The organism is Flavobacterium sp. 270 (genome assembly GCF_004368785.1).
Taxonomy (GTDB): Bacteria; Bacteroidota; Bacteroidia; order Flavobacteriales; family Flavobacteriaceae; genus Flavobacterium.
Genome location: NZ_SODM01000003.1, coordinates 264,718 through 285,247, shown reverse-complemented (window position 1 = coordinate 285,247; position 20,530 = coordinate 264,718). Strand labels below are relative to the sequence as shown.

General features: G+C 32.8%; 19 protein-coding genes. 12 read left to right on the top strand and 7 right to left on the bottom strand.

Annotated features, from left to right (window positions below; translation table 11 throughout):
- Positions 1 to 47: 47 nt before the first annotated feature.
- Positions 48 to 647 (bottom strand): murein L,D-transpeptidase catalytic domain-containing protein, encoded by a 600-nt coding sequence (locus EV144_RS12745; protein WP_134149338.1) that lies wholly within the window; start codon positions 645 to 647, stop codon positions 48 to 50.
- A 260-nt stretch (positions 648 to 907) separates the two neighbouring features.
- On the opposite strand from EV144_RS12745, the gene EV144_RS12740 reads away from it, so the two are divergent.
- A complete protein-coding gene (locus EV144_RS12740) occupies positions 908 to 2,335 on the top strand; it encodes a PLP-dependent aminotransferase family protein (RefSeq protein ID WP_134149336.1) in 1,428 nt (475 codons plus the stop codon).
- 48 nt (positions 2,336 to 2,383) lie between these two features.
- Here the strand turns inward: EV144_RS12740 and EV144_RS12735 are convergent, their stop codons facing one another.
- Complete coding sequence (locus EV144_RS12735) at positions 2,384 to 2,647, bottom strand: DUF2024 family protein (RefSeq protein ID WP_134149334.1); 264 nt, start codon at positions 2,645 to 2,647, stop codon at positions 2,384 to 2,386.
- Positions 2,648 to 2,950: 303 nt separating this feature from the next.
- Here EV144_RS12735 and EV144_RS12730 point away from each other — a divergent pair, with 303 nt between their 5' ends.
- The gene (locus tag EV144_RS12730) at positions 2,951 to 3,682 is read left to right on the top strand and encodes a YggS family pyridoxal phosphate-dependent enzyme (RefSeq protein WP_134149333.1); all 732 of its coding nucleotides are present in this window, start codon (positions 2,951 to 2,953) and stop codon (positions 3,680 to 3,682) included.
- A gap of 29 nt (positions 3,683 to 3,711) precedes the next feature.
- Positions 3,712 to 4,443 carry an AAA family ATPase gene (locus EV144_RS12725; protein WP_134149331.1) on the top strand — a complete coding sequence of 244 codons (732 nt, stop codon included), beginning with the start codon at positions 3,712 to 3,714 and terminating at the stop codon, positions 4,441 to 4,443.
- A gap of 17 nt (positions 4,444 to 4,460) precedes the next feature.
- Here EV144_RS12725 and EV144_RS12720 read toward each other — a convergent pair whose 3' ends face one another.
- Entirely contained in the window at positions 4,461 to 5,045 is a 585-nt protein-coding gene (locus tag EV144_RS12720) for a nucleotidyl transferase AbiEii/AbiGii toxin family protein (RefSeq protein ID WP_243854671.1), read from the bottom strand.
- Positions 5,046 to 5,104: 59 nt separating this feature from the next.
- Complete coding sequence (locus EV144_RS12715; RefSeq protein WP_134149327.1) at positions 5,105 to 5,578, bottom strand: transcriptional regulator; 474 nt, start codon at positions 5,576 to 5,578, stop codon at positions 5,105 to 5,107.
- Between the two features lie 304 nt (positions 5,579 to 5,882).
- Here EV144_RS12715 and metN point away from each other — a divergent pair, with 304 nt between their 5' ends.
- Genes metN through metQ form a run of 3 tightly spaced genes read left to right on the top strand, consistent with a single transcriptional unit; the run spans position 5,883 to position 8,393 of the window.
- Positions 5,883 to 6,914 (top strand): methionine ABC transporter ATP-binding protein MetN, encoded by a 1,032-nt coding sequence (metN, locus tag EV144_RS12710; RefSeq protein ID WP_134149325.1) that lies wholly within the window; start codon positions 5,883 to 5,885, stop codon positions 6,912 to 6,914.
- Positions 6,907 to 7,560: a methionine ABC transporter permease MetI gene (gene metI / locus EV144_RS12705; RefSeq protein ID WP_134149323.1), complete on the top strand. Its 654-nt coding sequence runs from the start codon at positions 6,907 to 6,909 to the stop codon at positions 7,558 to 7,560. Before metN ends, metI begins: the two co-directional genes overlap by 8 nt.
- A 20-nt stretch (positions 7,561 to 7,580) precedes the next feature.
- Positions 7,581 to 8,393 (top strand): methionine ABC transporter substrate-binding lipoprotein MetQ, encoded by an 813-nt coding sequence (gene metQ / locus EV144_RS12700; protein WP_134149322.1) that lies wholly within the window; start codon positions 7,581 to 7,583, stop codon positions 8,391 to 8,393.
- Between the two features lie 173 nt (positions 8,394 to 8,566).
- Here the strand turns inward: metQ and EV144_RS12695 are convergent, their stop codons facing one another.
- Positions 8,567 to 10,027, bottom strand: a complete 1,461-nt coding sequence (locus EV144_RS12695) for a glycosyltransferase (RefSeq protein WP_134149321.1) — start codon at positions 10,025 to 10,027, stop codon at positions 8,567 to 8,569.
- Between the two features lie 548 nt (positions 10,028 to 10,575).
- On the opposite strand from EV144_RS12695, the gene EV144_RS12690 reads away from it, so the two are divergent.
- Entirely contained in the window at positions 10,576 to 11,022 is a 447-nt protein-coding gene (locus EV144_RS12690; protein ID WP_134149319.1) for a response regulator, read from the top strand.
- A gap of 14 nt (positions 11,023 to 11,036) precedes the next feature.
- Positions 11,037 to 14,333: a PAS domain S-box protein gene (locus EV144_RS12685; protein ID WP_134149318.1), complete on the top strand. Its 3,297-nt coding sequence runs from the start codon at positions 11,037 to 11,039 to the stop codon at positions 14,331 to 14,333.
- 97 nt (positions 14,334 to 14,430) lie between these two features.
- Here the strand turns inward: EV144_RS12685 and EV144_RS12680 are convergent, their stop codons facing one another.
- The gene (locus EV144_RS12680; RefSeq protein ID WP_243854663.1) at positions 14,431 to 14,811 is read right to left on the bottom strand and encodes a lipocalin family protein; all 381 of its coding nucleotides are present in this window, start codon (positions 14,809 to 14,811) and stop codon (positions 14,431 to 14,433) included.
- A gap of 409 nt (positions 14,812 to 15,220) precedes the next feature.
- On the opposite strand from EV144_RS12680, the gene EV144_RS12675 reads away from it, so the two are divergent.
- The gene (locus EV144_RS12675) at positions 15,221 to 16,570 is read left to right on the top strand and encodes a GH1 family beta-glucosidase (RefSeq protein WP_134149316.1); all 1,350 of its coding nucleotides are present in this window, start codon (positions 15,221 to 15,223) and stop codon (positions 16,568 to 16,570) included.
- A gap of 19 nt (positions 16,571 to 16,589) precedes the next feature.
- Here EV144_RS12675 and EV144_RS12670 read toward each other — a convergent pair whose 3' ends face one another.
- Entirely contained in the window at positions 16,590 to 17,570 is a 981-nt protein-coding gene (locus EV144_RS12670) for a hypothetical protein (protein WP_134149315.1), read from the bottom strand.
- A gap of 314 nt (positions 17,571 to 17,884) precedes the next feature.
- On the opposite strand from EV144_RS12670, the gene EV144_RS24165 reads away from it, so the two are divergent.
- The 3 genes from EV144_RS24165 to EV144_RS12660 are packed head-to-tail and all read left to right on the top strand — an operon-like array spanning position 17,885 to position 20,500.
- Positions 17,885 to 18,061, top strand: coding sequence for a hypothetical protein (locus tag EV144_RS24165; protein WP_166670572.1), 177 nt, complete (start codon positions 17,885 to 17,887; stop codon positions 18,059 to 18,061).
- A gap of 53 nt (positions 18,062 to 18,114) precedes the next feature.
- Positions 18,115 to 19,824: a tetratricopeptide repeat-containing sensor histidine kinase gene (locus EV144_RS12665; RefSeq protein ID WP_134149313.1), complete on the top strand. Its 1,710-nt coding sequence runs from the start codon at positions 18,115 to 18,117 to the stop codon at positions 19,822 to 19,824.
- 7 nt (positions 19,825 to 19,831) lie between these two features.
- Positions 19,832 to 20,500: a response regulator gene (locus tag EV144_RS12660; protein WP_134149312.1), complete on the top strand. Its 669-nt coding sequence runs from the start codon at positions 19,832 to 19,834 to the stop codon at positions 20,498 to 20,500.
- The last annotated feature ends 30 nt before the right edge of the window (positions 20,501 to 20,530 follow it).

The window sequence follows — 20,530 nt, the reverse complement described above, 5'->3', positions numbered from 1 at the left end:
CAATTCGTGAAATTCGTGGCAAAAAATAATTCGCAGCAAAAACCTTTTTAATAATAAATATTCAAAACAATATTTGATTTAGAAGCATCGATTATTTTTTCCAGTTTTTTAAAGAAAATTTCGTTTACCATTGGGCAACCGTGACTTAAAGCAATGTAATGATCTTGCTCTTCTTCTGGCACTGCGGAATAAGAATGTAAAACAATAGCTCTTTTTAAAGCGTTGCTGTTTGTCGGGTCGAGTCCGGATAATTTATAGGATTTTCCAAACATTCCTTTGTACGATTTTCCAATCGTATAATTTCCGAGTGAAGTGCAGTTGGAATTGGGTTCGTTGCTAAATTTTAGATCACCGCGTACAGCAGTTTCAGAACCTGAACCATTGGCAACCAATCCCTGATCGAGAATTTTATCATTTACAAGATCGTAGACAAAAAAACGGTTTTTGCCCGATTTAATTCTCATATCAACCAAAAAAGCAATTTTGGTATTGTAGGCACCACTGGCGTTTATTAAAGCTTTTACTTCTGTAACCTGATTATTAAATCGTTCGATTTCTGTATCTGAAAGCGTTTCTATTTTATTGTTGGGATTTGGATTTCCAAAAAAAGTTGCCGTAACAAATAATAGTATATTAAATAGTTTCATAGAGTGTGGTATTTTAAAGCGCTAAAAAATTCTTTTTTAGAACATGCAAATTTACCACGAAGCGAAGCACTCAATTAGCTATTAAAAGACTGAAAAACAAAAGAATAAGACTTATATTGAAATACATATTATTTTCAAAATGCTTTTTATTTTTTTTGATTCTACTTTTACATTTAAATCATAAAATCATTTCAGATCAAAAAATAACTTAAATTTGGACTATTAGATTCTTATTATTTTTTCCCTTTTAAACAGTCCAGATGTTAAGACCTTGGCAATTTGAAATTCAATTAGATAAAAAATCAGACAAAGCACTTTATCTGCAAATTGCCGATGCCATAATCTTTGCCGTTAAAACAGGGAAATTAACCAACGGTAATGCATTGCCGGGAAGCAGGCAATTGGCATCTTTATTAAGTGTTAACCGAAATACTGTAATCGAAGCCTTGGATGTACTTATTGCAGAAGGCTGGCTTATTACAATTGACCGTAAAGGAACTTTTATTGCCGATATACTGCCCGAAATTATCAATACTGAAACTCAAAATCTAAAGATTAAAGCGGAAGCAGAAGAACAAAAAATGCGTCTTATTTTTGACGACGGTCTTCCTGACAGCCGTCTTGCACCAATGAACGATCTGGCGCGGGCGTATCGGGAAATCTTCAGCAGGAAATCACGCTGGCAGATTATGGGTTACAGCAGCGAACTGGGGCATCCTGAATTTAGAAAAGCTATGGTGCAGATGCTTAACTTTAAAAGAGGAATGAGTATTCTGCCCGATCAAATATGTATTACGCGAGGCAGTCAAATGGCAATGTATCTCGCATCGCATTGTTTGTTTGAAAAAGACGATTTTGTTATGATCGAAAACCCCGGATATAAACCGGCCTGGGAAGCTTTTGAAAATGCTGGTGCTAATCTGCTTCCTGTAAAGATTAATAAAGACGGTCTTGATATAGACCAAGTTGAAAAATATCTAAAAGAATACAATCGTATAAAAGCGATTTATGTTACGCCTCATCACCAATTTCCAACAACGGTAACTTTATCATTAAAAAAGAGATTACGCCTTATAGAATTGTCCAATCAGTATGGTTTTACCATTATCGAAGACGATTACGACAATGAATTCCATTTTGGCCAAAGGCCAATATTGCCTATTTCCAGTTATAGTTCACTGCAAAACTATATTTACATTGGCACATTAAGCAAAATTGTTGCACCGGCATTGCGTATTGGTTATTTGGTAAGTTCGCTGGAAAACATTCAGAAAATAGGAAAACATAGAAAAATAATCGATGTGCAAGGCGATAATATTATGGAAGAAGCAGTTTTGAGCCTTATTAACGAAGGCAAAATCAAACGTCATCTCAAAAAAACAAATCTAATTTATAAAGCAAAAAGAGATCATTTTGAAACTCTTTGCAATCAATATCTCAAAGACAAAATTACATTTACAAAACCCGAAGGCGGTTTGGCATTTTGGATTATTCCAAATTCTGATGCCAATGTTTCTGAAATTTATCAGTTACTTTTAGCCAAAGGAATTAAAATAATGAATCCGGAAAATTTTAGTTTTGGCGAAACTGTTTCCGGTTTTCGTTTAGGATATGCTTCTTTAACAGAACAACAAATGGAAGAAGGAATTATTGCACTTTCTAAACTTTTAAAAACAAAAAAAGACTGAAAGAATAACTGCTTTCAGTCTAAAACCAACCAATTCTAAGATAAAAAATTAATTACAGTTTTCCATTTCAATAATAGAAAAACCATTTTCTCGTACCTGATTTTCAATTTCTACAGGTGCTTTATCAATATGGCAGAACCTGCATTCTTTAGAAGATAATTCCTGCCCATCTTGTGCAACAGATTTTAGATATTTTTTACCATATTCAAAAACCTGTTCTGCATCTTTTGTCTCTTCATCAACCAAAATATCAAAATGCATAATTTTGCCGTCTTTTCGGGTTACATACGTATCCCATACTGCTATTTTCATAATGTCTTATATTAAATTTATTGCCTTAAAAAACTATTGATCCAATCATTGCGTTTTCATAAGACAAATTTACAACGCCTCTTCAATTTTAAAACAATCCAGTTTTTCTATTAATTCCCCGTAACTGGTCCAGCTTTTTCAAAATTGAATTTGATTTGAATTTTGATATTGAATTTGAATTTGAATTTGAATTTGACATTGAAATTGACATTGATATTGATATTGAATTTTATAAAACTGGACCATATACAATGCGCAAAACTGGATCAAAAAAAGCATCTGGAAAGGATTTAATTTTGCGGTATGAAAAACGATATTCTTATTAATTTAAAAGAAGTGCATAATCGTATAGAAAACGCGTGTCGATTATCTGGCAGAAATCCGGATGAGGTTTCGCTTTTGCTTGCCACAAAAACTGTTTCGGCAGAAAAAATATGTATTGCCATAGAAGCCGGAGAAACTTTAATAGGCGAAAACAAAATGCAGGAACTTCGTGATAAAGATTCGGACTTAAAAGATTTAGGAGTCGAACGCCATTTTATAGGGCATTTACAAACCAATAAAATAAAAGATGTTCTTAAATATGTTACCTGCATTCAGTCTTTAGACAGGCTCAGCCTTGCCGAAGAACTCGACAGACAATTACAAAATCAAGGAAGAACACTTGATGTTTTTGTACAGGTAAATACGTCGTATGAAGAAAGCAAATTTGGTCTTCCTCCAGAAGAGGTTTTAGCTTTTATTAAAAAAATAAAAGAATACAAAACTTTAAATATTAAGGGTTTAATGACAATTGGTTTATTGGATGTTGATAAAGAAAAAATGCAGCCTTCTTTACGATTATTAAAAACAATTCGGGACGAAATTTACAATGCCAAAATTGAAGGTTTAGAAACTTTAAAACTTTCTATGGGAATGTCTCAGGATTTGGAATTGGCTATTGCCGAAGGTTCTAATATGGTGAGAATTGGAACATCAATATTTGGAAACCGCTTTTTGGGTAAAGAAATATGGAATGAAAATATTGCAGAATAAACCCTAATTTTGCAGCAAATAAAACGCATATGAATCTGCACGAACTTACCGTAATTGATACCGAAAAAATTGCTTTAGACGATTTGCTTTTCAGCGAAGAAAACAAAACTGCTTTATTACAGACCATAAAAGAGCATCAATATCTGGAAGAATTAAAAAAGTACAATCTTAAGGTTGATAATAAAATACTGCTTCACGGAAGTTCTGGTTGCGGCAAAACATCGGCAGCTAAAGCGATTGCCAATGCATTAAACAAAAACATTGTGATCATAAACCTCAGCACTTTGATTAATGCAAAAATTGGAGAAACATCCAGAAACGTAAAAGCAATTTTTGACAAAGCAATTCTCGAAAGAGCCGTTTTATTTTTAGATGAATTTGACCAAATCGGAAAAAGCCGTGAAAGCGATGATAAAGATGTGGGCGAAATGCGTCGTTTGGTAAACACTATTATTCAGCTTTTTGATTATTTGCCTTCTGAAAGTTTACTGATTTGTGCAACGAATCATTTTGAGGTTTTGGATACTGCATTATTGCGTAGATTTCAAATCCGATTAAAATTCGAAATGCCATCAGAATCAGAACTCAATCTTTATTATGATAAAATTCTGGTTGGTTTTCCAATTCATTTACAGCAGATTGAGCGTAAATATAAAATCTCGTATGCCGAGGCGTTGGATTATATTCATACTAAAATGAAAAAACAGATTATTGAGGAATTAGAGCTTCGTGATTTAAATACAAAAGTCCAATTTATTTAGAATTGGGCTCTTTCATTTTATTTAATTTGCTCCTGAATATCTTCCTTTATAAATTCCCAATATTTACCTTTTAAACAAATTGGATCAAAATCATTATCTGCATAAGTAAAATCAGTAAAGTTCTTGATAATTTGACTTTCATCATGAGTATATTCGCATCTTATTTTATGAAGAGAAAGCATTTTTTGAATATCGTATGTTGAAAAAAGTTCATGGAGATCCCAAAAATCTTTTTTGCGTCCGCCTCTTAAAACAACATCTACTTTCATTGCGATAATTTCTTCAAGAGTTGCCATTCGTACTCCTTCTACTTCTATATATGGCTCAATAAATTTATCCATGCTATAATAGACATCCAGCTTAACCGTATTTTCATTATCTGTTCCAACGATATATGATTTTCCCATGCCTGGAAGTCCTCCAAATCCAGTATCGACATAATTGAAATTGTTATGAAGATATTTTTCAATAGCATCAAAATCTACTGTTCCATAATCATCATCTGTAAAAAGATCAATATCGACAGATAATCTGTGTCCTAGCTGAAGACTTAAAGCTGTTCCGCCTACTAATCTGAAGTTTTTAAATTCTACAGCATTCATTAATTCCAAGAGACATTTCTTAAGTTGATCATTAACAGTTTCCCAATGCATCATAATTCCTAACTCCTATTTTTAACTGTACTTTTTCTAATAACCGCTTTTACTTTTTGAAGTCCGTAAAAATTAATTATTTCCTTTTTTTCACTAAAATTACCGCGCTCAAAAACTCTTTTTATAACGGCAAATGACTGAGTCTGCCAATCAATAGTATCTATATTGGTATCCCAAAATAAGCTTTTTCGAAGTAATGAAAGATTGGGTTTAATCAATATTGTTTTTTTCTTTTCTATTTTAATATCGTAGTATACTTGCAAAATAGAAAGTGTACCTTCTTCTAATTCAAGCGCGTTTTCTACTTTAAGAGCTAACGAAGTACTTATTCCTCTTTTTCCTTTAATGACAGCATTAAAAGTTTGTGGATATTCTAAAATTGAAAGCGCAAAAGGTCTTTGAGCAAGATTTCTTTTTTTTAATTCTCTCTCAATGATTGCTCCAGGATGAATTCCTTTATATTTTTCGATAGGCAATTTCATATTACAAATATAAGCAAAAATGTTTACATTAAAATAATTGCTTTTTACTGTCCTGTATTTTTATCAAAATGCCATCATTCCAACCACTTTCTTATTTTAATTCTATAAAATCTATAGAGTTTATTACGATCTCTGTAATTTTCTCACTTTTAAACACTTTATTCCGCAGCGTTAAAACCTCAAATTACTCAAGATATTGACGTTAAGCCAACTTAAATCAGATAAAATTGCAAGTTTTCAACTTATCTTTGCTCGAATATTTCATTTTTAATAAAAACTTAGAATAGAATTCTCAAAAAATAAAATGATCGAATTAAAAAATATAAGCAAATCTTTTTCGACAAAGCGTGGTACATTTCATGCGTTAAAAGATGTCTCGCTTCAAATTCCGCAAGGGTCTATTTTTGGCATTATCGGAACTTCTGGTGCCGGAAAAAGTACACTTATTCGTTGCGTAAATCTTTTAGAAAGACCAGATTCCGGTGAAGTAATTGTAGACGATGTTAATCTTTTGCAATTATCATCAAAAGAACTAACCTTAAAACGCAGAGAAATCGGAATGATTTTTCAGCATTTTAACTTGCTTTCGTCTCGTACAGTTTTTGACAATGTTGCTTTTTCTTTGGAATTGGCCGGAATTTCTAAAACTGAAATTCGCCAGCGTGTAGAAGAACTTTTAGAATTGGTTGGCCTTACAGAAAAGAAAAATGATTATCCTGCAAGTTTATCCGGCGGGCAAAAACAACGTGTTGCCATTGCGCGTACGCTGGCAAATAATCCGAAGGTTTTACTTTGCGATGAAGCTACAAGTGCATTAGATCCGGCAACGACAAGATCAATTCTCAATTTGCTTAAAGACATTAACAGCAAACTTAATATTACCATTTTGCTTATTACGCACCAAATGGAAGTTGTGCGTGCCATTTGCGATACGGTTGCGGTTATTAGCCACGGTGAAGTTATTGAATACGGAACTTTGAGCGAAATTTTCACCAATGCTCAAGATCCGATTACGCAGCAATTTATTGCTTCTGCTCTTCATGTTGATCTTCCTCAGTTTTATGCCGATAAATTAAAAACAGATGGGTCTGCAGACAGCAACACTTTATTGCAATTGGAATTTACGGGCAAAAGTACCGATGAACCTTTATTGACTCAGGCTGCAACAAAATTCGGTATCAACGCTAGTATTGTAAGCGCGCAAACTACATATGCAGGAACAACTCGTTTAGGAATTCTTTTGGTTGATCTTTCGGGAACGACAGAAAACCAAAAACTGACTATCGAATATTTTAAAGAAAATCATATTAAAACTCAAATCTTAGGCTATGTCTGAATCTGTTATAAATTTATTAATACAAGGCACCTGGGAAACTATTGTCATGACTTTTGTTTCAGGATTTTTCGGTTTTGTATTGGGTTTGCCTGCCGGAATCTTTTTGTTTCTGACCAGAAAAGGGCAATTGTTACAGCATCAAACTATTAATCGTTTACTTTCTATTACAGTAAATGTTTTTCGTTCTATTCCTTTCATTATTCTAATTGTCTGGATGATTCCTTTTACCAGAGCACTTATCGGAACTTCGATTGGTGTGAGTGCTGCTTTAGTGCCACTAAGTATTGGCGCAGCTCCATTTATTGCACGTTTAGTTGAAAATAGTCTTTTGGCTTTACCGCAGGGTTTAATAGAAGCTGCAAGAGCTTTGGGCGCAACGCCGTTACAAATTATTTTTAAAGTATTGCTTCCGGAGGCTTTACCTTCTTTAATAAATGCGGCAGCTATAACTTTTATCACGCTTGTTGGTTACTCTGCCATGGGTGGTGCAGTTGGCGCAGGCGGATTAGGACAAATTGGTTATCAATACGGCTACATTGGTTATGATAGTACGATTATGAATACTGTTCTTATTCTGCTTGTTGTTTTGGTCTTTATTATACAATTTGCCGGAGACAAACTTTCAAAATATTTCGATCACAGATAATAATTTTTAAAACTAAAAAAATGAATTTAAAAAATAATATAATTGCCGTTTCCTTAATCGCTTTGGCTGTTTTAACAAGTTGTGGCGGACCAAAAAAGAATGATCCACATCATATTTCTGTTGGCGTTTCTTCTGGGCCAGAATTTACAGTTGCTCAGGCAGCACAAAAAGTGGCGAAAGAAAAATTCGGTTTAGAAGTAGAATTAATTCCGTTTAATGATTATGTAGTTCCAAATGAAGCTTTAAGTCAGGGCGATATTGATGTAAATGCTTTTCAGCATCTTCCTTATTTAGAAGAACAATCAAAACAAAGAGGTTACAAATTAGCAGTTGTAGGCAAAACATTTTTGTATCCGATTGCAGCGTATTCAAAAAAAATAAAATCAATTAAAGATTTAAAAGACGGAAGCACAATTGCAATTCCAAACGATCCTACAAATGGCGGACGTTCTTTGTTATTATTACAAAAAAACGGACTTATAACACTTAAAGCCGGAACTGGTTTATTGCCAAAAGTTATTGATATTGTTGGAAATCCTAAAAAATTAAATATCATAGAATTAGAAGCACCTCAACTTCCTAGAGTTTTAGACGATGAGAAAGTAACTATTGCTGTTATCAACAATACCTTTTCTGCTCAGGCAGGTTTAGTTCCGTCCCGCGATGCTCTTTTTGTAGAAGGAACAGATTCTCCTTATGTAAATTTAGTAGTTTCCAGAGAAGACAACAAAAACGAAGAAAAAGTAAAACAATTTGTAAAAGCTTTTCAATCTCCAGAAGTTGAAAAAGTTGCAAAAGAGCAATTTAAAGAAGGCGTTATTAAAGGTTGGTAATTTGGAATATATTAGTCCTTAGTTTTTAGTACTTAGTGACTGGGACTTAGGACTTAGGACTAAAAACTAAGAACTAAAAACCCATAAAAAAACTCCTGTTCAAATAAATGATCAGGAGTTTTTTATTGAGAATTGAATGAATATATAGATTGAGAACTAAATCTCGCGTTTTATTATTTTGCTACAACTAAACCTCTTGTAAGCCAGCCTTTTTTGTTTGCTGTTGCAATTGCATAAGGCGCAATCCAGAATAAACTAAAAGTATAGAAAATGCTGTACGAGTAAGCCCAAAACGATTCTGAAACACTGTATCTTTTAGCATAAAATAATGCTGAAAAACTAGACAATATCAATATTCCTAAAAAGGTTGAACTTAAAAACAATAACGGATGTATGGCAATAAAAAAGAACATAAATAATAAGAACGGATACGTCATTACGATTTTAAAGAACTGATTTACAAACAAAAGTCTTGCTCCAAATTTTGATTCTTTTCTAAAATCTGTAAAAACATATTTAGCCATTGCTAAGTTTTCACGCACATTACTTCTACTCCATCTGATAAACATTTTGTACAAACCAGTATATTCTTCAGGAACATTTGTCAGTACAATTGCATTTCTTTGAAACAATACATGTTTACCTTGTTTTAAAATCATGTTTGTCATCGCGCGGTCTTCGCCAATATCAGAAGGTTCACCCATAAAAGTCTGATTGATCCATTCTGGAAGACAAGCAAATACTGCATCACTTCTGTAAGCAGCCAAAGCTCCCGGCGTACATAATACAGAACCTAACATACTTTCTGCAGAACGCTGAAATTCAAAACTCATTACAAAACTTACATTCAACATTTTTGGAAGAATGGCTTTTTTACTGTTCAAAACCTGAACATTTCCGGCAACTGCTCCACATTTATCGTTTACAACAAACGGACTCACTAAGTTTCTTAAAGTATCTTTTTTCACAATAGAATCACTGTCTACCGTTACAAAAATTTCGCCTGTTCCCAGATTAAACCCACGGTATAATGCGTGACGTTTTCCTTGATTTTTTGCCTGCTGATAAATCGCTAAACGATCTCCTAGTTTTATTTTTGCTTCCTGCATCCAATACCAGGTATCGTCTTTACTTCCGTCATCAACTGCAAGAATCTGCAATTTGTGTTCTGGATAATCGCTGTTTGCTAAACTTAATAAAGTATCCCAAACTAATTTTCCTTCATTATATGCAGGAACAATTACGGTTACAGTTGGCAATAATTCATCTGAAACAGATTCGATTGGTTTATAACGCAAAAACAAATACGAATTATAAAGAAAAACTCCGGTCTGAAAAAAGAACAACAATCCTGTAATAACTAAGAATGGTAATCCCCAAGCCGAATTTATTCTTTCGATCTGAAACTGATCAAAATCGGGTTGTAATTGATAAACAAAAAAAGCTCCGGCAAGCATTAGTATAAATGTGCCGATTAGTACTGCTATACCAAACGGACTTGATGGCCTTTCTACGCTTATTTTTGATGATTTGGTTTTGGTTCCGAATAAGGAACTATTTAATGAACTTTCGTTAATAACGGAATCGCTATTTGAAGAATAAAATTGTTTTGATAAAATTGTTTCGCTTTCCATGTTCTTTTCGTCTATTGATTTCTATTGTTGGGCTTTTATAAAAATTTCTTTCCTATTGATTAATTCGAGAAAGAATTTGATACTATCACAATTTACAAGCGTTGTGCCAAGATGAGTTTTGACTGAAATAGAGCGAATTAGCCTAATATGCCACAAAAAAAGTGTATAATTTATACACACTTTGTACCCGCAGTATACAAGAATTATTGATTTTAGACTTCAGATTTTAGACTTTGAATTTTATTGAAGACTTTAGATTTTTAATCGGGAATAGATTTATTCTGCTTGCTTTGATTGGGATTACTTCAAGTCTTGGAATTTGGAATTTAAAGATTGGAATTTACTTTTAAGTTTTGGAATTTGGAATTTAAATATTGGAATTTTATTTTTGAGTTTGTTTTAAGACTTTATTTAAAAAGAATCTTTGCTTGAAAAATTATCGATTCTTGTTTAAAAGAGTTAAATTTATCGATATAATTTTCGATTTTAGTAGTATAATAAACGCTGTTTTCGTTTAATAATTTATTAAAATTTTTACCTTACTCACAATGAACAATCAGATTTACAATCTTTTACTGGCTGATGATGATGAAGATGACTGTGATTTTTTTAAAGATGCACTCGATGAGTTATCGCTTGCTGCCACTCTTATAATTGTTAATGACGGTGTAGAACTTATGAATTATTTGGCTTCTAATCCAGATAATTTACCGGATATTCTTTTTCTTGATTTAAATATGCCTCGCAAAAACGGACATGAATGTCTGAGAGAAATTAGAGCAATAGATGCTTTAAAAGATCTTCCTGTTGCCATTTTTTCTACGTCTTTAGATACCGAAATTGTTGATTTAATGTACGAAAAAGGAGCGACTTATTACATTCGCAAGCCCGGCGATTATTCTAAATTAAAAAAAGTAATCGAAAATACACTTATTACTGCTTACGAAAATAACTTTAAAAAGCCTGCCAGAGCAGATTTTATACTACAACCCTAAACAAGTTTTTTGGAATGAACCACAAAAAAAAGGAACATTATTTTCTAGCCGATGGCGGAGAAATGGGTGAATTAATGCGTTCCAAAGATTGGAGCAAAACACCCTTAGGTGATCCTGAAGAATGGCCAAAAAGTCTTTGTACTATGGTCTCGGTTATGCTCAATAATCCGTTTGGGATGTATATTGCGTGGGGAAAAGAACTTACGCAACTCTATAACAATTCCTTTCATCCAATTTTAGGTTCAATCAAACATCCTGATGCTTTAGGAAATAGTCCGAAAGAAACTTTCTCTGAAATCTGGGAAACTATCAGCGGTATGTTTGATGCGGTAATGAAAGGCAAAAGCATCAGCAATTCAGATTTTATGGTTCCATTAAACCGAAATGGATATACAGAAAACTGTTATTTTGATTTTTCGTATAGTCCGATTAGAAACGACGATGGTGAAGTTGGCGGCGTTTTGGTTACTGTAATAGAAATTACGGAAAAGAAAAGAGTTTCGGATGCGTTACGATCAAGTAATGAACTATTCTTAAATAATATTACAGATTTAAATCTGGCAAAACAAAAAATAGAAGAAAGCAACAAACGTTTCCGTGATACTGTGAAGCAGGCTCCTGTGGGCATTACTATTTTGCGCGGACCTGAATTTATGGTCGAAATGGCAAACGAAGCGTACCTAAATTTGGTAGCCAGAGAAGAAAGTACTTTTGTTGGCAGACCTTTGTTTGATTCGCTTCCGGAAGTAAAAGAAAGTGTAAACGATTTACTTACCAATGTTTTAAAGACCGGAATTCCCTTTCATGGAAATGAACTTCCGATTCCGTTAAACCGATACGGAAAAATTGAGATTTATTATTTTGATTTCCTTTATCATCCTTTACAAGAAGAAAATGGAGAAATTTCGGGAATAATTGTGACGGTTACTGAGGTAAGCGAAAAAGTGGAAGCCCGAAAAAAAACCGAGCAAAACGAACAACGTCTTAATATTGTGGTTGAGGCGAGCGAACTGGGAACTTGGGAATTGAATTTAAAATTAGGAGAACTTACATATTCGTCAAAATATCTTGAAATTGTTGGCGGTTATACCGAACATACAGTATTAACACACGAACAATTATTACAGCATATTTATCCTGATGATATGCAGATTAGAAATAAAGCATTAAAAGAGGCTTTGGTTTCTGGTGTTTTAAATTATGAAACCCGAACGATCTGGAAAGACAACTCTATACATTGGGTAGAAGGAAAAGGAAAAGTTTTTTATGATGAAAACAACGAACCGGAAAAATTAATTGGAACTGCCAGAGATATTACCGAAGAGAAAAATTACCAGCAGCAAATAGAAGAAAATGCCAAAGGATTTAGAAATCTTATCATGCAGTCGCCAGTGCCTAAAGCAATTTTGCGTGGACCTGATATGGTGATAGAAATGGCCAATTTTGTTTTGCTGAAAAATATCTGGAAAAAAAAGGAAATCGATGTGCAGGGAAAAAAAATTCTCGCCGTATTTCCAGAACTTCAGGAACAAAAATATGCAAAACTGCTTCAGGAAGTTTATACAACCGGAAATGTACATGCTGAATCTGAGTCTTTGCTTTTTATTAGCGGTAATAATAAAATTGAAAATTTTTATGTTGATTTTGAATTTGCTCCGCTGCGAGAAAACGATAATTCTATTTCGGGTATAAAAATGACTCTTATTGATGTTTCTGAAAAAGTGGAAGCCCGAAAAAAAATAGAAGAAAGCGAATTACGATTTCGATCTTTAACCGAAAGTATTCCGCAGTTGATTTGGGAAACAGATGAAAAAGGAAACGAATTATTTACTTCTGGAAAATGGTTTGAATATACAGGAATTGAGCCCGGAAATGCCTCTTGGAAAAACATAATACATCCGGATGATTTTGACGAAAACACCAATATCTGGAATCATGCTGTAGCTACAGGAGAAATTTATAAAGCTGATGTGCGCCTTAGAAGAAAAGACGGCGTTTACAGATGGCATACTGTTATTGGTGAACCTGTTTTAAACAAAGACAATCAGATTATAAAATGGGTTGGGGCTTTTACGGATATTCATACTGAAAAAGCTTTTACACATGAACTTGAACAACAGGTAAATGCAAGAACCAAAGAACTTATCCAGATGAATGAATCGCTTATAAAAAGCGAAGAACGCTATCATTTGATGGTTGAAGAAGTTCAGGATTATGCTATTTTATACTTAAATCATAATGGTATCGTTGAAAACTGGAATGTTGGTGCCGAAAAGATTAAAGGTTATAAAGCCGAAGAAATTATAGGCAAACATTTTCAAGTTTTTTATACCGAAAAAGACAGGGATAATAATCTGCCACAAAAACTTTTGCAATTGGCGCGTGAAAAAGGCAAAGCAGTGCAGGAAGGCTGGCGCGTGCGTAAAGACAAAAGTCTTTTTTGGGCAAGCGTTGTTATTACTGCCGTTCATAATAAACAAAATGATGTGATCGGATTTTCTAAAGTTACACATGACTTAACAGAGAAAAAACAAGCGGATGATAAATTGAAACAAAATGCGCTGGAACTGGAGCAAAAAAATATTGAGCTGGAACAAATTAATACAGAGCTTCAGTCTTTTACTTATATCTCTAGTCATGATTTACAAGAACCGTTAAGAAAAATCCAAACTTTTGCATCGCAGATTATGGATCGGGAATTTGATAATTTATCAGATAACGGAAAAGATAAATTTCAGCGTATGCAAAATGCCGCACAGCGTATGCAGACTTTGATTAATGATTTGCTTTCGTATTCGAGAACCAATATTCAGGAAAGAGTTTTTGAAAAAATAGATCTTTCTAAAATTATTGATGAGGTAAAAGAAGATCTTAAAGAAGAATTAGAACAAAAAGATGCCGTGATTGAAAGCGGTCAAACTTGTGAAGTCAATATTATTCCGTTTCAATTCAGGCAATTGCTTTATAATTTGGTAAGTAATTCTCTTAAATTTTCTATTCCTGGCAGGCCAACAATAGTCAAGATTAATAGTGAACTCAAAAAAGGCGATGCTTTGAGAAACGCCGAATTGAAAAGCGCAACAAGCTATTGCCACATTAGCATTTCTGATAACGGAATTGGTTTTGAACCTCAATACAATAAAAAAATATTCGAAGTATTTCAACGCCTTCACGGAAGAGATCAATACAACGGAACTGGAATTGGACTGGCGATTGTAAAGAAAATTGTAGACAATCATAATGGTACAATTACTGCCTCTGGAGAACAAAATAAAGGCGCCACTTTTGATATTTACATTCCGGTTAATTAAAAAATCAAAAGAAATTAAACAAAAAACGGAAATAACTTGCGAAGTTATTTCCGTTTTTATTACTAATTCCAAAAATATAAAAAAATAAAATAAAGTCTTATCTCGTATAAACTGTAATTATACCAGAAGTTTTATCTTTTATTTTCAATTCTTTATTAGTTAGATTCATAATGTCGCTAGTTGTACTGCTGTTTCCAAAAGTAAGCGTTAAATCATTATGAGATCTTACATAAGTTCCAGTTGTTTCTGTTAAAGCACAATTAGGACCATAATCACCCATAACTGCCGCATTACTTAATCTTAAATCTAAATAATCTGGGTTACATCCACTTTGATTTTGTATAGCATCAACTAATACTTCACTTCCATTAACAATACCTCCTGTTTTACTTAACTTGTAAGTACCTTGTATCGGAACTATTGTTTCTCCATCGTTATCATCGTTACTGCAAGAAACAGTGAATAGGCCTATACTCAAAAATAACGCGCTTAAAAATATGCTTTTAGTTTTCATGTTTGATTTGTTTTAAAAAATTATGATTTGATTTGTTTAAAATTATAATTGCTAAATTACTTTATCAATAAGTAAGTAATGTTTTATAATTTTTGGGAAATTTTACATAAATAACATCAAAAAGAGAAAAATTCATTCTTTTCAGCAATAAATAGAATATTAGGTTAATTTATTGTCTTTTATTTAAAACTATAGTTAACTATTTCATAACGTTTACATTACAGCTAGTTTATATCTATTTTATTATTTTGAGTAAAACTAATCGTTATGAAATTCTTTAATCTAAATTTTCTGGTATCATTCAAAGAATGGCTTTTCTTAAGAGCTATGCAGTCTTCTTTTTTACATTAATCTGAGAAGAAAGTATTTTTGAATGAATAAAATTGAGAACTCATTTTTACATAAAGACCAATTTGGTGCAGATTTCTTGTGGGGTGTATCTACGGCCGCTTTTCAAATAGAAGGTGCACATGATGCCGACGGAAAAGGAAGTTCAATCTGGGACGTGTTTACCGCTCAAAAGGGAAAAATTAAAAATGGACATCATGCCATTACTGCCTGCGATTTCTATAACTCGTATCAAAGTGATATTGAATTAATAAAGGAATTAAACATTCCTAATTTTAGATTTTCTATCAGCTGGTCTCGAATTATGCCAACTGGAACTAACCCAGTAAATCAGGCAGGTATTGATTACTACAATAAAATCATTGATTGCTTACTAGAAAAAAATATTGAACCCTGGGTAACTATTTACCATTGGGATTTGCCGCATGCGCTCGAAGTAAAAGGAGGCTGGACTAACAGAGATTCTGTGTCTTGGTTTTCTGAATATGTAGCGGTATGTGCGCAACATTTTGGAGACCGCGTAAAAAATTGGATGGTTATAAACGAACCGTCTGTTTTTACAGGTGCCGGTTATTTTCTGGGCATTCACGCACCGGGAAAAAAAGGCATTACCAATTATTTAAAAGCCATGCATCACGTAACATTATCTACTGCTGCAGGTGCAAAAATATTAAGAAACAAAGTAGAGAATGCTAATATTGGTACTACTTTTTCTTGTACTCATATAGAGCCAGCTACTGATAAACCTGCCGATGTTCAAGCGGCAAAACGTGTTGACACACTACTGAACAGAACTTTTATAGAACCGATTCTTGGTTTAGGATATCCGCAGAACGATCTTCCAGTTCTAAAAAAATTAAACAATTACATTCTCGAAGATGATTTAAGTAATATGGCTTTTGATTTTGACTTTATAGGTCTGCAATGTTACACTCGCGAAGTCGTAAAATCATCTATTCTCATTCCTTATATTGGAGCAGAATTAGTTAGTGCCGAAAAAAGAAATGTAATCGCTACAGAAATGGGCTGGGAAGTCTATCCTCCTGCTCTATACCATGTTCTGAAAAAGTTCAACGATTACAACATCAAAAAAATCATCATTACCGAAAATGGCGCGGCTTTTCCTGACACTCTTACCAACGGAAAAGTGTATGACATTAAACGTACACATTATATTCAGGACCATTTGGAACAAATCCTTAAACTCAAAGAAGAGGGTTACAAAGTCGATGGTTATTTTGTCTGGAGCCTTACCGACAATTTTGAATGGGCCGAAGGCTACAACGCCCGCTTTGGTTTAGTGTATGTTGATTTTGAAACTCAGGAACGTACGATTAAACAATCTGGATTGTGGTTTAGTGGGTTTTTATCTTAGGCCGTATCGCTTAAAAATCCTAATGTTTCTTGACATATTTATTTATGATATATTGCGTTACAGGTCTTAGTGCTTTTCCGTTTTCGGGATGCATTCCGTGCGTGTTAAAAAACTCCACACTATCTCCTACTTTAGCGTACCAGACAACTGCTTTATTGTTTTTAAAAAATGCTGTCGTATCACAAACCTTAATTCTTCTAAGGTTTATAATTCTATCATCATAAGTTTCTGGAGAATTGAACGTTCCTATTCCTTCCATCTCCATATTACAACTTACCTCATCATAATGATCGCCCGACCATTGTATGCATCCTTTTTTCAAAAATTCAAAATAGATTACTGTGCCTATTGTACCTACAGCTATTAAACCAAAAATAATTGCTGTAGCTATTGCAGTTCTTCTATATTTTTCAAAAAAACTTCTCTTCACTGTTCCTACAATACCTACTGGTTTAAGAATTTCTACAGAACTTATCTTTTCTTCTTGAGTTTCATCTTCATTACTATTTTGATCTACATTGGAATCTTCAATATCATTAAAATTTTCATCTTCTCCTTCAACTTCTAAATCTTTCTTCTCTTTTATTGGTAATGGTTCAAATTTCTTAAGATCTTCAATCAATTCTTTTTCTTCATCTGAATTGTTTACTTGAAACTTTTTATAAGGTCTCAGCTCAAAATCAACTAAAATAGCTGCCATTTCAATTCTAGACTTATTATCTGTATTTCCCCCCTCTAAAAAAGAAATAATAGGCTTAAATTTTCCAATCTTACAGTTCTCAATTGTCTTTTTTAGAGAGAAATTTTCATTAGCTTCTAAAAATATTTTCATAATTTCTTCATCAATAGTACTCACTCCTCTTTCAAAAATTCTCAGATAGAAATCTCGTAATTGTGCAGGAGTTGGATCTGATAAAATACCCGATACATCTTCTTTAATTGCTACTTCATATTTTGCTCTAATGGCAGTTTTATAATCTTCAATAGTAATGTTATTCATAATCGTCTACGGAATTATTAGAAATATCGGAATCATCGGAAATATCGGAATCATCTATAAATCAAGCTTCACAATGGTTGTTACTTTGCTCCAGAATCAAGTCATACTTTGATCTGCAGGTCTAAAAACAAAAGTACAAAACTAGTTCTATTCAAAGTGCGGAAAACCGTAAAACGGAGTTTATCCGGGAAGTATAAATAATGTTTTATAGTTCTACGCACTTCACTTCCCAAAATCATTTGGTATTGCCTTAAAACAAGATCTGGAAAAGTTCCGGACAGCAATACCTATTTCAATTCTTAAAAATTATAAAGATGAAAAAGATATTCCTTTTGGGTACAGTAGCACTATTCTGTACAACGTTATTTTCTTGTACTGCTGATGAATATGAAACTCCGGCAAAAAATCAAGTTAAAAAAATTGTGAATCCTGTTGCGGATGGTCCAGACGATGGTCCTATTGTAGTACCGCCACCGCCAACAAAAGACTAAATAAAAATACTTTAGTATAGAATTAATGTTTAAATTCGGGGAAAGTAAGTATTATGCTACGATCCCCGTTTTTTTATTTAATTACCTTCCTTTTTCTTATTTCATGTAAAGAGAAAACAATAAGGAGTACTAATGAAGAACCTTTTGTAAAAGAAGCTAATAGTTTTCGCGAGAAAGGAATAAAAAACTTTGAGAATAAAAACTTTAACGTTGCTTTCTACAGTTTTAATAAAGCAAAAATAGGATATGAAAAAGTGAAAGACAGCGCCAATATTGTTTACAATCTAATTCAAATGGCCTCGATTCAGCAAATAAATGGTGATTATTATGGCAGTAAAGAAACATTAACAGAAGCTTTACCATACATCAAAAAAAAGGACATTTACAGTGCCGCTATTAATAACTTTTTCGGCATTGCAGATAAAGAACTTTCAATTTACGCAGATGCTGTTTATTATTATAAAGAAGCAATAAAGGAAACTACAGATTCTGTTTCGAAACAAACTCCTTTAAATAATATTGCTGTCGTTTATATTAATCAAAAAAAATACAACGATGCAATCGTAATTTTAGAATCTATTCTAAACAAAAAAATATTAGACAATAAACCTCAAGCAATAGAAAAAGCAAGAGTTAAAAATAATTTAGGTTATGCCTATTTTAAAAAAGGACTTAACAAAAAAGGTTTATTATTAATGAATGAAAGTCTTACGATTAGAAATCAAATTGGTGATATATATGGTGGTATTGGAAGTAATTTGCGTTTAGCAGAATATTATTCTAAAACAGATAAAAAAAAATCAAATCAACACGCTTTGGATGCTTATAATACTGCAACAAAACTTAATAGTATTGATGAACGATTAAGGGCTTTACAACTTTTAATTTCTAATGGTTCCAGTGATCAAGTTATAAATTACGCCCAAAAATATATTACTTTAAACGATAGTATAATTAAGATTAGAAACAACTACAAAAACAAATTCGCCAAAATAAAATACGATTCTAAAAAAGAGAAAGACGAAAACCAAAAACTTCGTTTAGAAAAAGCCGAAGATTTACTAGTAATTCAGAAAGCAGAATATCAGAGAATTTTTTTAATAATAGGTATCGTTTCGCTCTTCTTTTTTGTAGCTTATTTAGTAAAACGTCATAAGACCAAAACTCGTCTTGTAGAAATAAAAACTGCTTATAATACCGAAACCAGAATTGCAAAAGATATACACGACGAATTAGCCAATGATGTTTTTAACGCGATCACTTTTACACAAACTCAGCCGTTAAGCATTGAGAAAACTAAAGAAACCTTATTGCAAAAACTCGATCATATTTATACTCGCGTTCGTGGTATTTCGAGAGAGAATAGTAATATTGATACAGGAGCTAATTATTCGACAAACCTAAAAGAAATGCTTTCGACTTACAATAGTGAGAGTACAAATGTTATTATTACTAATATCGAAAAAATAAGCTGGGATATTATTGAAGAAGAAAAAAAGGTTATCATTCAGAGAGTTTTACAGGAATTGATGGTGAATATGAAAAAACATAGTCAGGCTTCAATTGTAGTTATAAAGTTTGAAAATGGCTCAAACAGCTTGTTTATAAACTATACCGATAACGGAAAAGGCTGCGAGAAAAAACAAATTATAAAAAATGGTTTACAAAATATGGAAAACCGTATTCTGGCCATAAAAGGATCTATTACTTTTGACACTGAACCTAATAGAGGTTTTAAAGTAAAAATAACACTGCCTAAATAAAAGCCTTATGTTTAAAAAAGTACTGATTGCTGAAGACCTTGATGCCATGAATTTAGGAATTCAACAAGTTTTAAAAGATTTAAATATTGACAATTCAAATCATACTAAATATTGTGATGATGCATTTCTAAAAATACGCGCTGCAATACATCAAAATGAACCGTATGATTTATTAATTAGTGATCTTTCCTTTAAAACAGATCATCATGCAGTAAAAATTGCTAATGGAGACGAATTAGTTCAGAAAGTTCGCGAATTACAGCCCAACATTAAAATTATCGCCTATTCTGTAGAAGATAAACAATATCGTATTAAGTCACTTTTTGACAATGCAGGAATTGATGCTTTTGTTTTAAAAGGCCTCAATAGTATCGAAGAACTAAAAAAAGCAATTACTATTCTTTCGGCTTCAGATCAAATATTTATTTCGCCCGAAGTATCTTCTGCATTACAGGAAAAAAACAATTTCGAAATCGACGATTTAGACATTAAAATATTAAAGCATTTAGCTTCTGGAACTTCGCAAGATGAAATTATCGACATCTTAAAAAACTCTGATGCAAAACCCAACAGTAAAAGTGCTGTCGAAAAAAGACTTTCAAAACTTAAAGACTTTTTTAAAGCAAATAATACTGTGCATTTAGTTTCTATTGCAAAAGATATGGGGATTATTTAAATCTCATTTTACTATTATTAAAATTTTACA

Coding starts and splice junctions, on each gene's coding strand:
- EV144_RS12670 (WP_134149315.1), bottom strand. CDS start 17,570: ATGAATAACATTACTATTGAAGATTATAAAACTGCCATTAGAGCAAAA.
- EV144_RS12690 (WP_134149319.1), top strand. CDS start 10,576: ATGAACAATCAGATTTACAATCTTTTACTGGCTGATGATGATGAAGAT.
- metI (WP_134149323.1), top strand. CDS start 6,907: ATGTCTGAATCTGTTATAAATTTATTAATACAAGGCACCTGGGAAACT.
- EV144_RS24165 (WP_166670572.1), top strand. CDS start 17,885: ATGAAAAAGATATTCCTTTTGGGTACAGTAGCACTATTCTGTACAACG.
- EV144_RS12695 (WP_134149321.1), bottom strand. CDS start 10,027: ATGGAAAGCGAAACAATTTTATCAAAACAATTTTATTCTTCAAATAGC.
- EV144_RS12720 (WP_243854671.1), bottom strand. CDS start 5,045: ATGAATGCTGTAGAATTTAAAAACTTCAGATTAGTAGGCGGAACAGCT.
- EV144_RS12740 (WP_134149336.1), top strand. CDS start 908: ATGTTAAGACCTTGGCAATTTGAAATTCAATTAGATAAAAAATCAGAC.
- EV144_RS12675 (WP_134149316.1), top strand. CDS start 15,221: ATGAATAAAATTGAGAACTCATTTTTACATAAAGACCAATTTGGTGCA.
- EV144_RS12715 (WP_134149327.1), bottom strand. CDS start 5,578: ATGAAATTGCCTATCGAAAAATATAAAGGAATTCATCCTGGAGCAATC.
- EV144_RS12725 (WP_134149331.1), top strand. CDS start 3,712: ATGAATCTGCACGAACTTACCGTAATTGATACCGAAAAAATTGCTTTA.
- EV144_RS12735 (WP_134149334.1), bottom strand. CDS start 2,647: ATGAAAATAGCAGTATGGGATACGTATGTAACCCGAAAAGACGGCAAA.
- EV144_RS12730 (WP_134149333.1), top strand. CDS start 2,951: ATGAAAAACGATATTCTTATTAATTTAAAAGAAGTGCATAATCGTATA.
- EV144_RS12660 (WP_134149312.1), top strand. CDS start 19,832: ATGTTTAAAAAAGTACTGATTGCTGAAGACCTTGATGCCATGAATTTA.
- EV144_RS12665 (WP_134149313.1), top strand. CDS start 18,115: ATGCTACGATCCCCGTTTTTTTATTTAATTACCTTCCTTTTTCTTATT.
- EV144_RS12745 (WP_134149338.1), bottom strand. CDS start 647: ATGAAACTATTTAATATACTATTATTTGTTACGGCAACTTTTTTTGGA.
- metN (WP_134149325.1), top strand. CDS start 5,883: ATGATCGAATTAAAAAATATAAGCAAATCTTTTTCGACAAAGCGTGGT.
- EV144_RS12685 (WP_134149318.1), top strand. CDS start 11,037: ATGAACCACAAAAAAAAGGAACATTATTTTCTAGCCGATGGCGGAGAA.
- metQ (WP_134149322.1), top strand. CDS start 7,581: ATGAATTTAAAAAATAATATAATTGCCGTTTCCTTAATCGCTTTGGCT.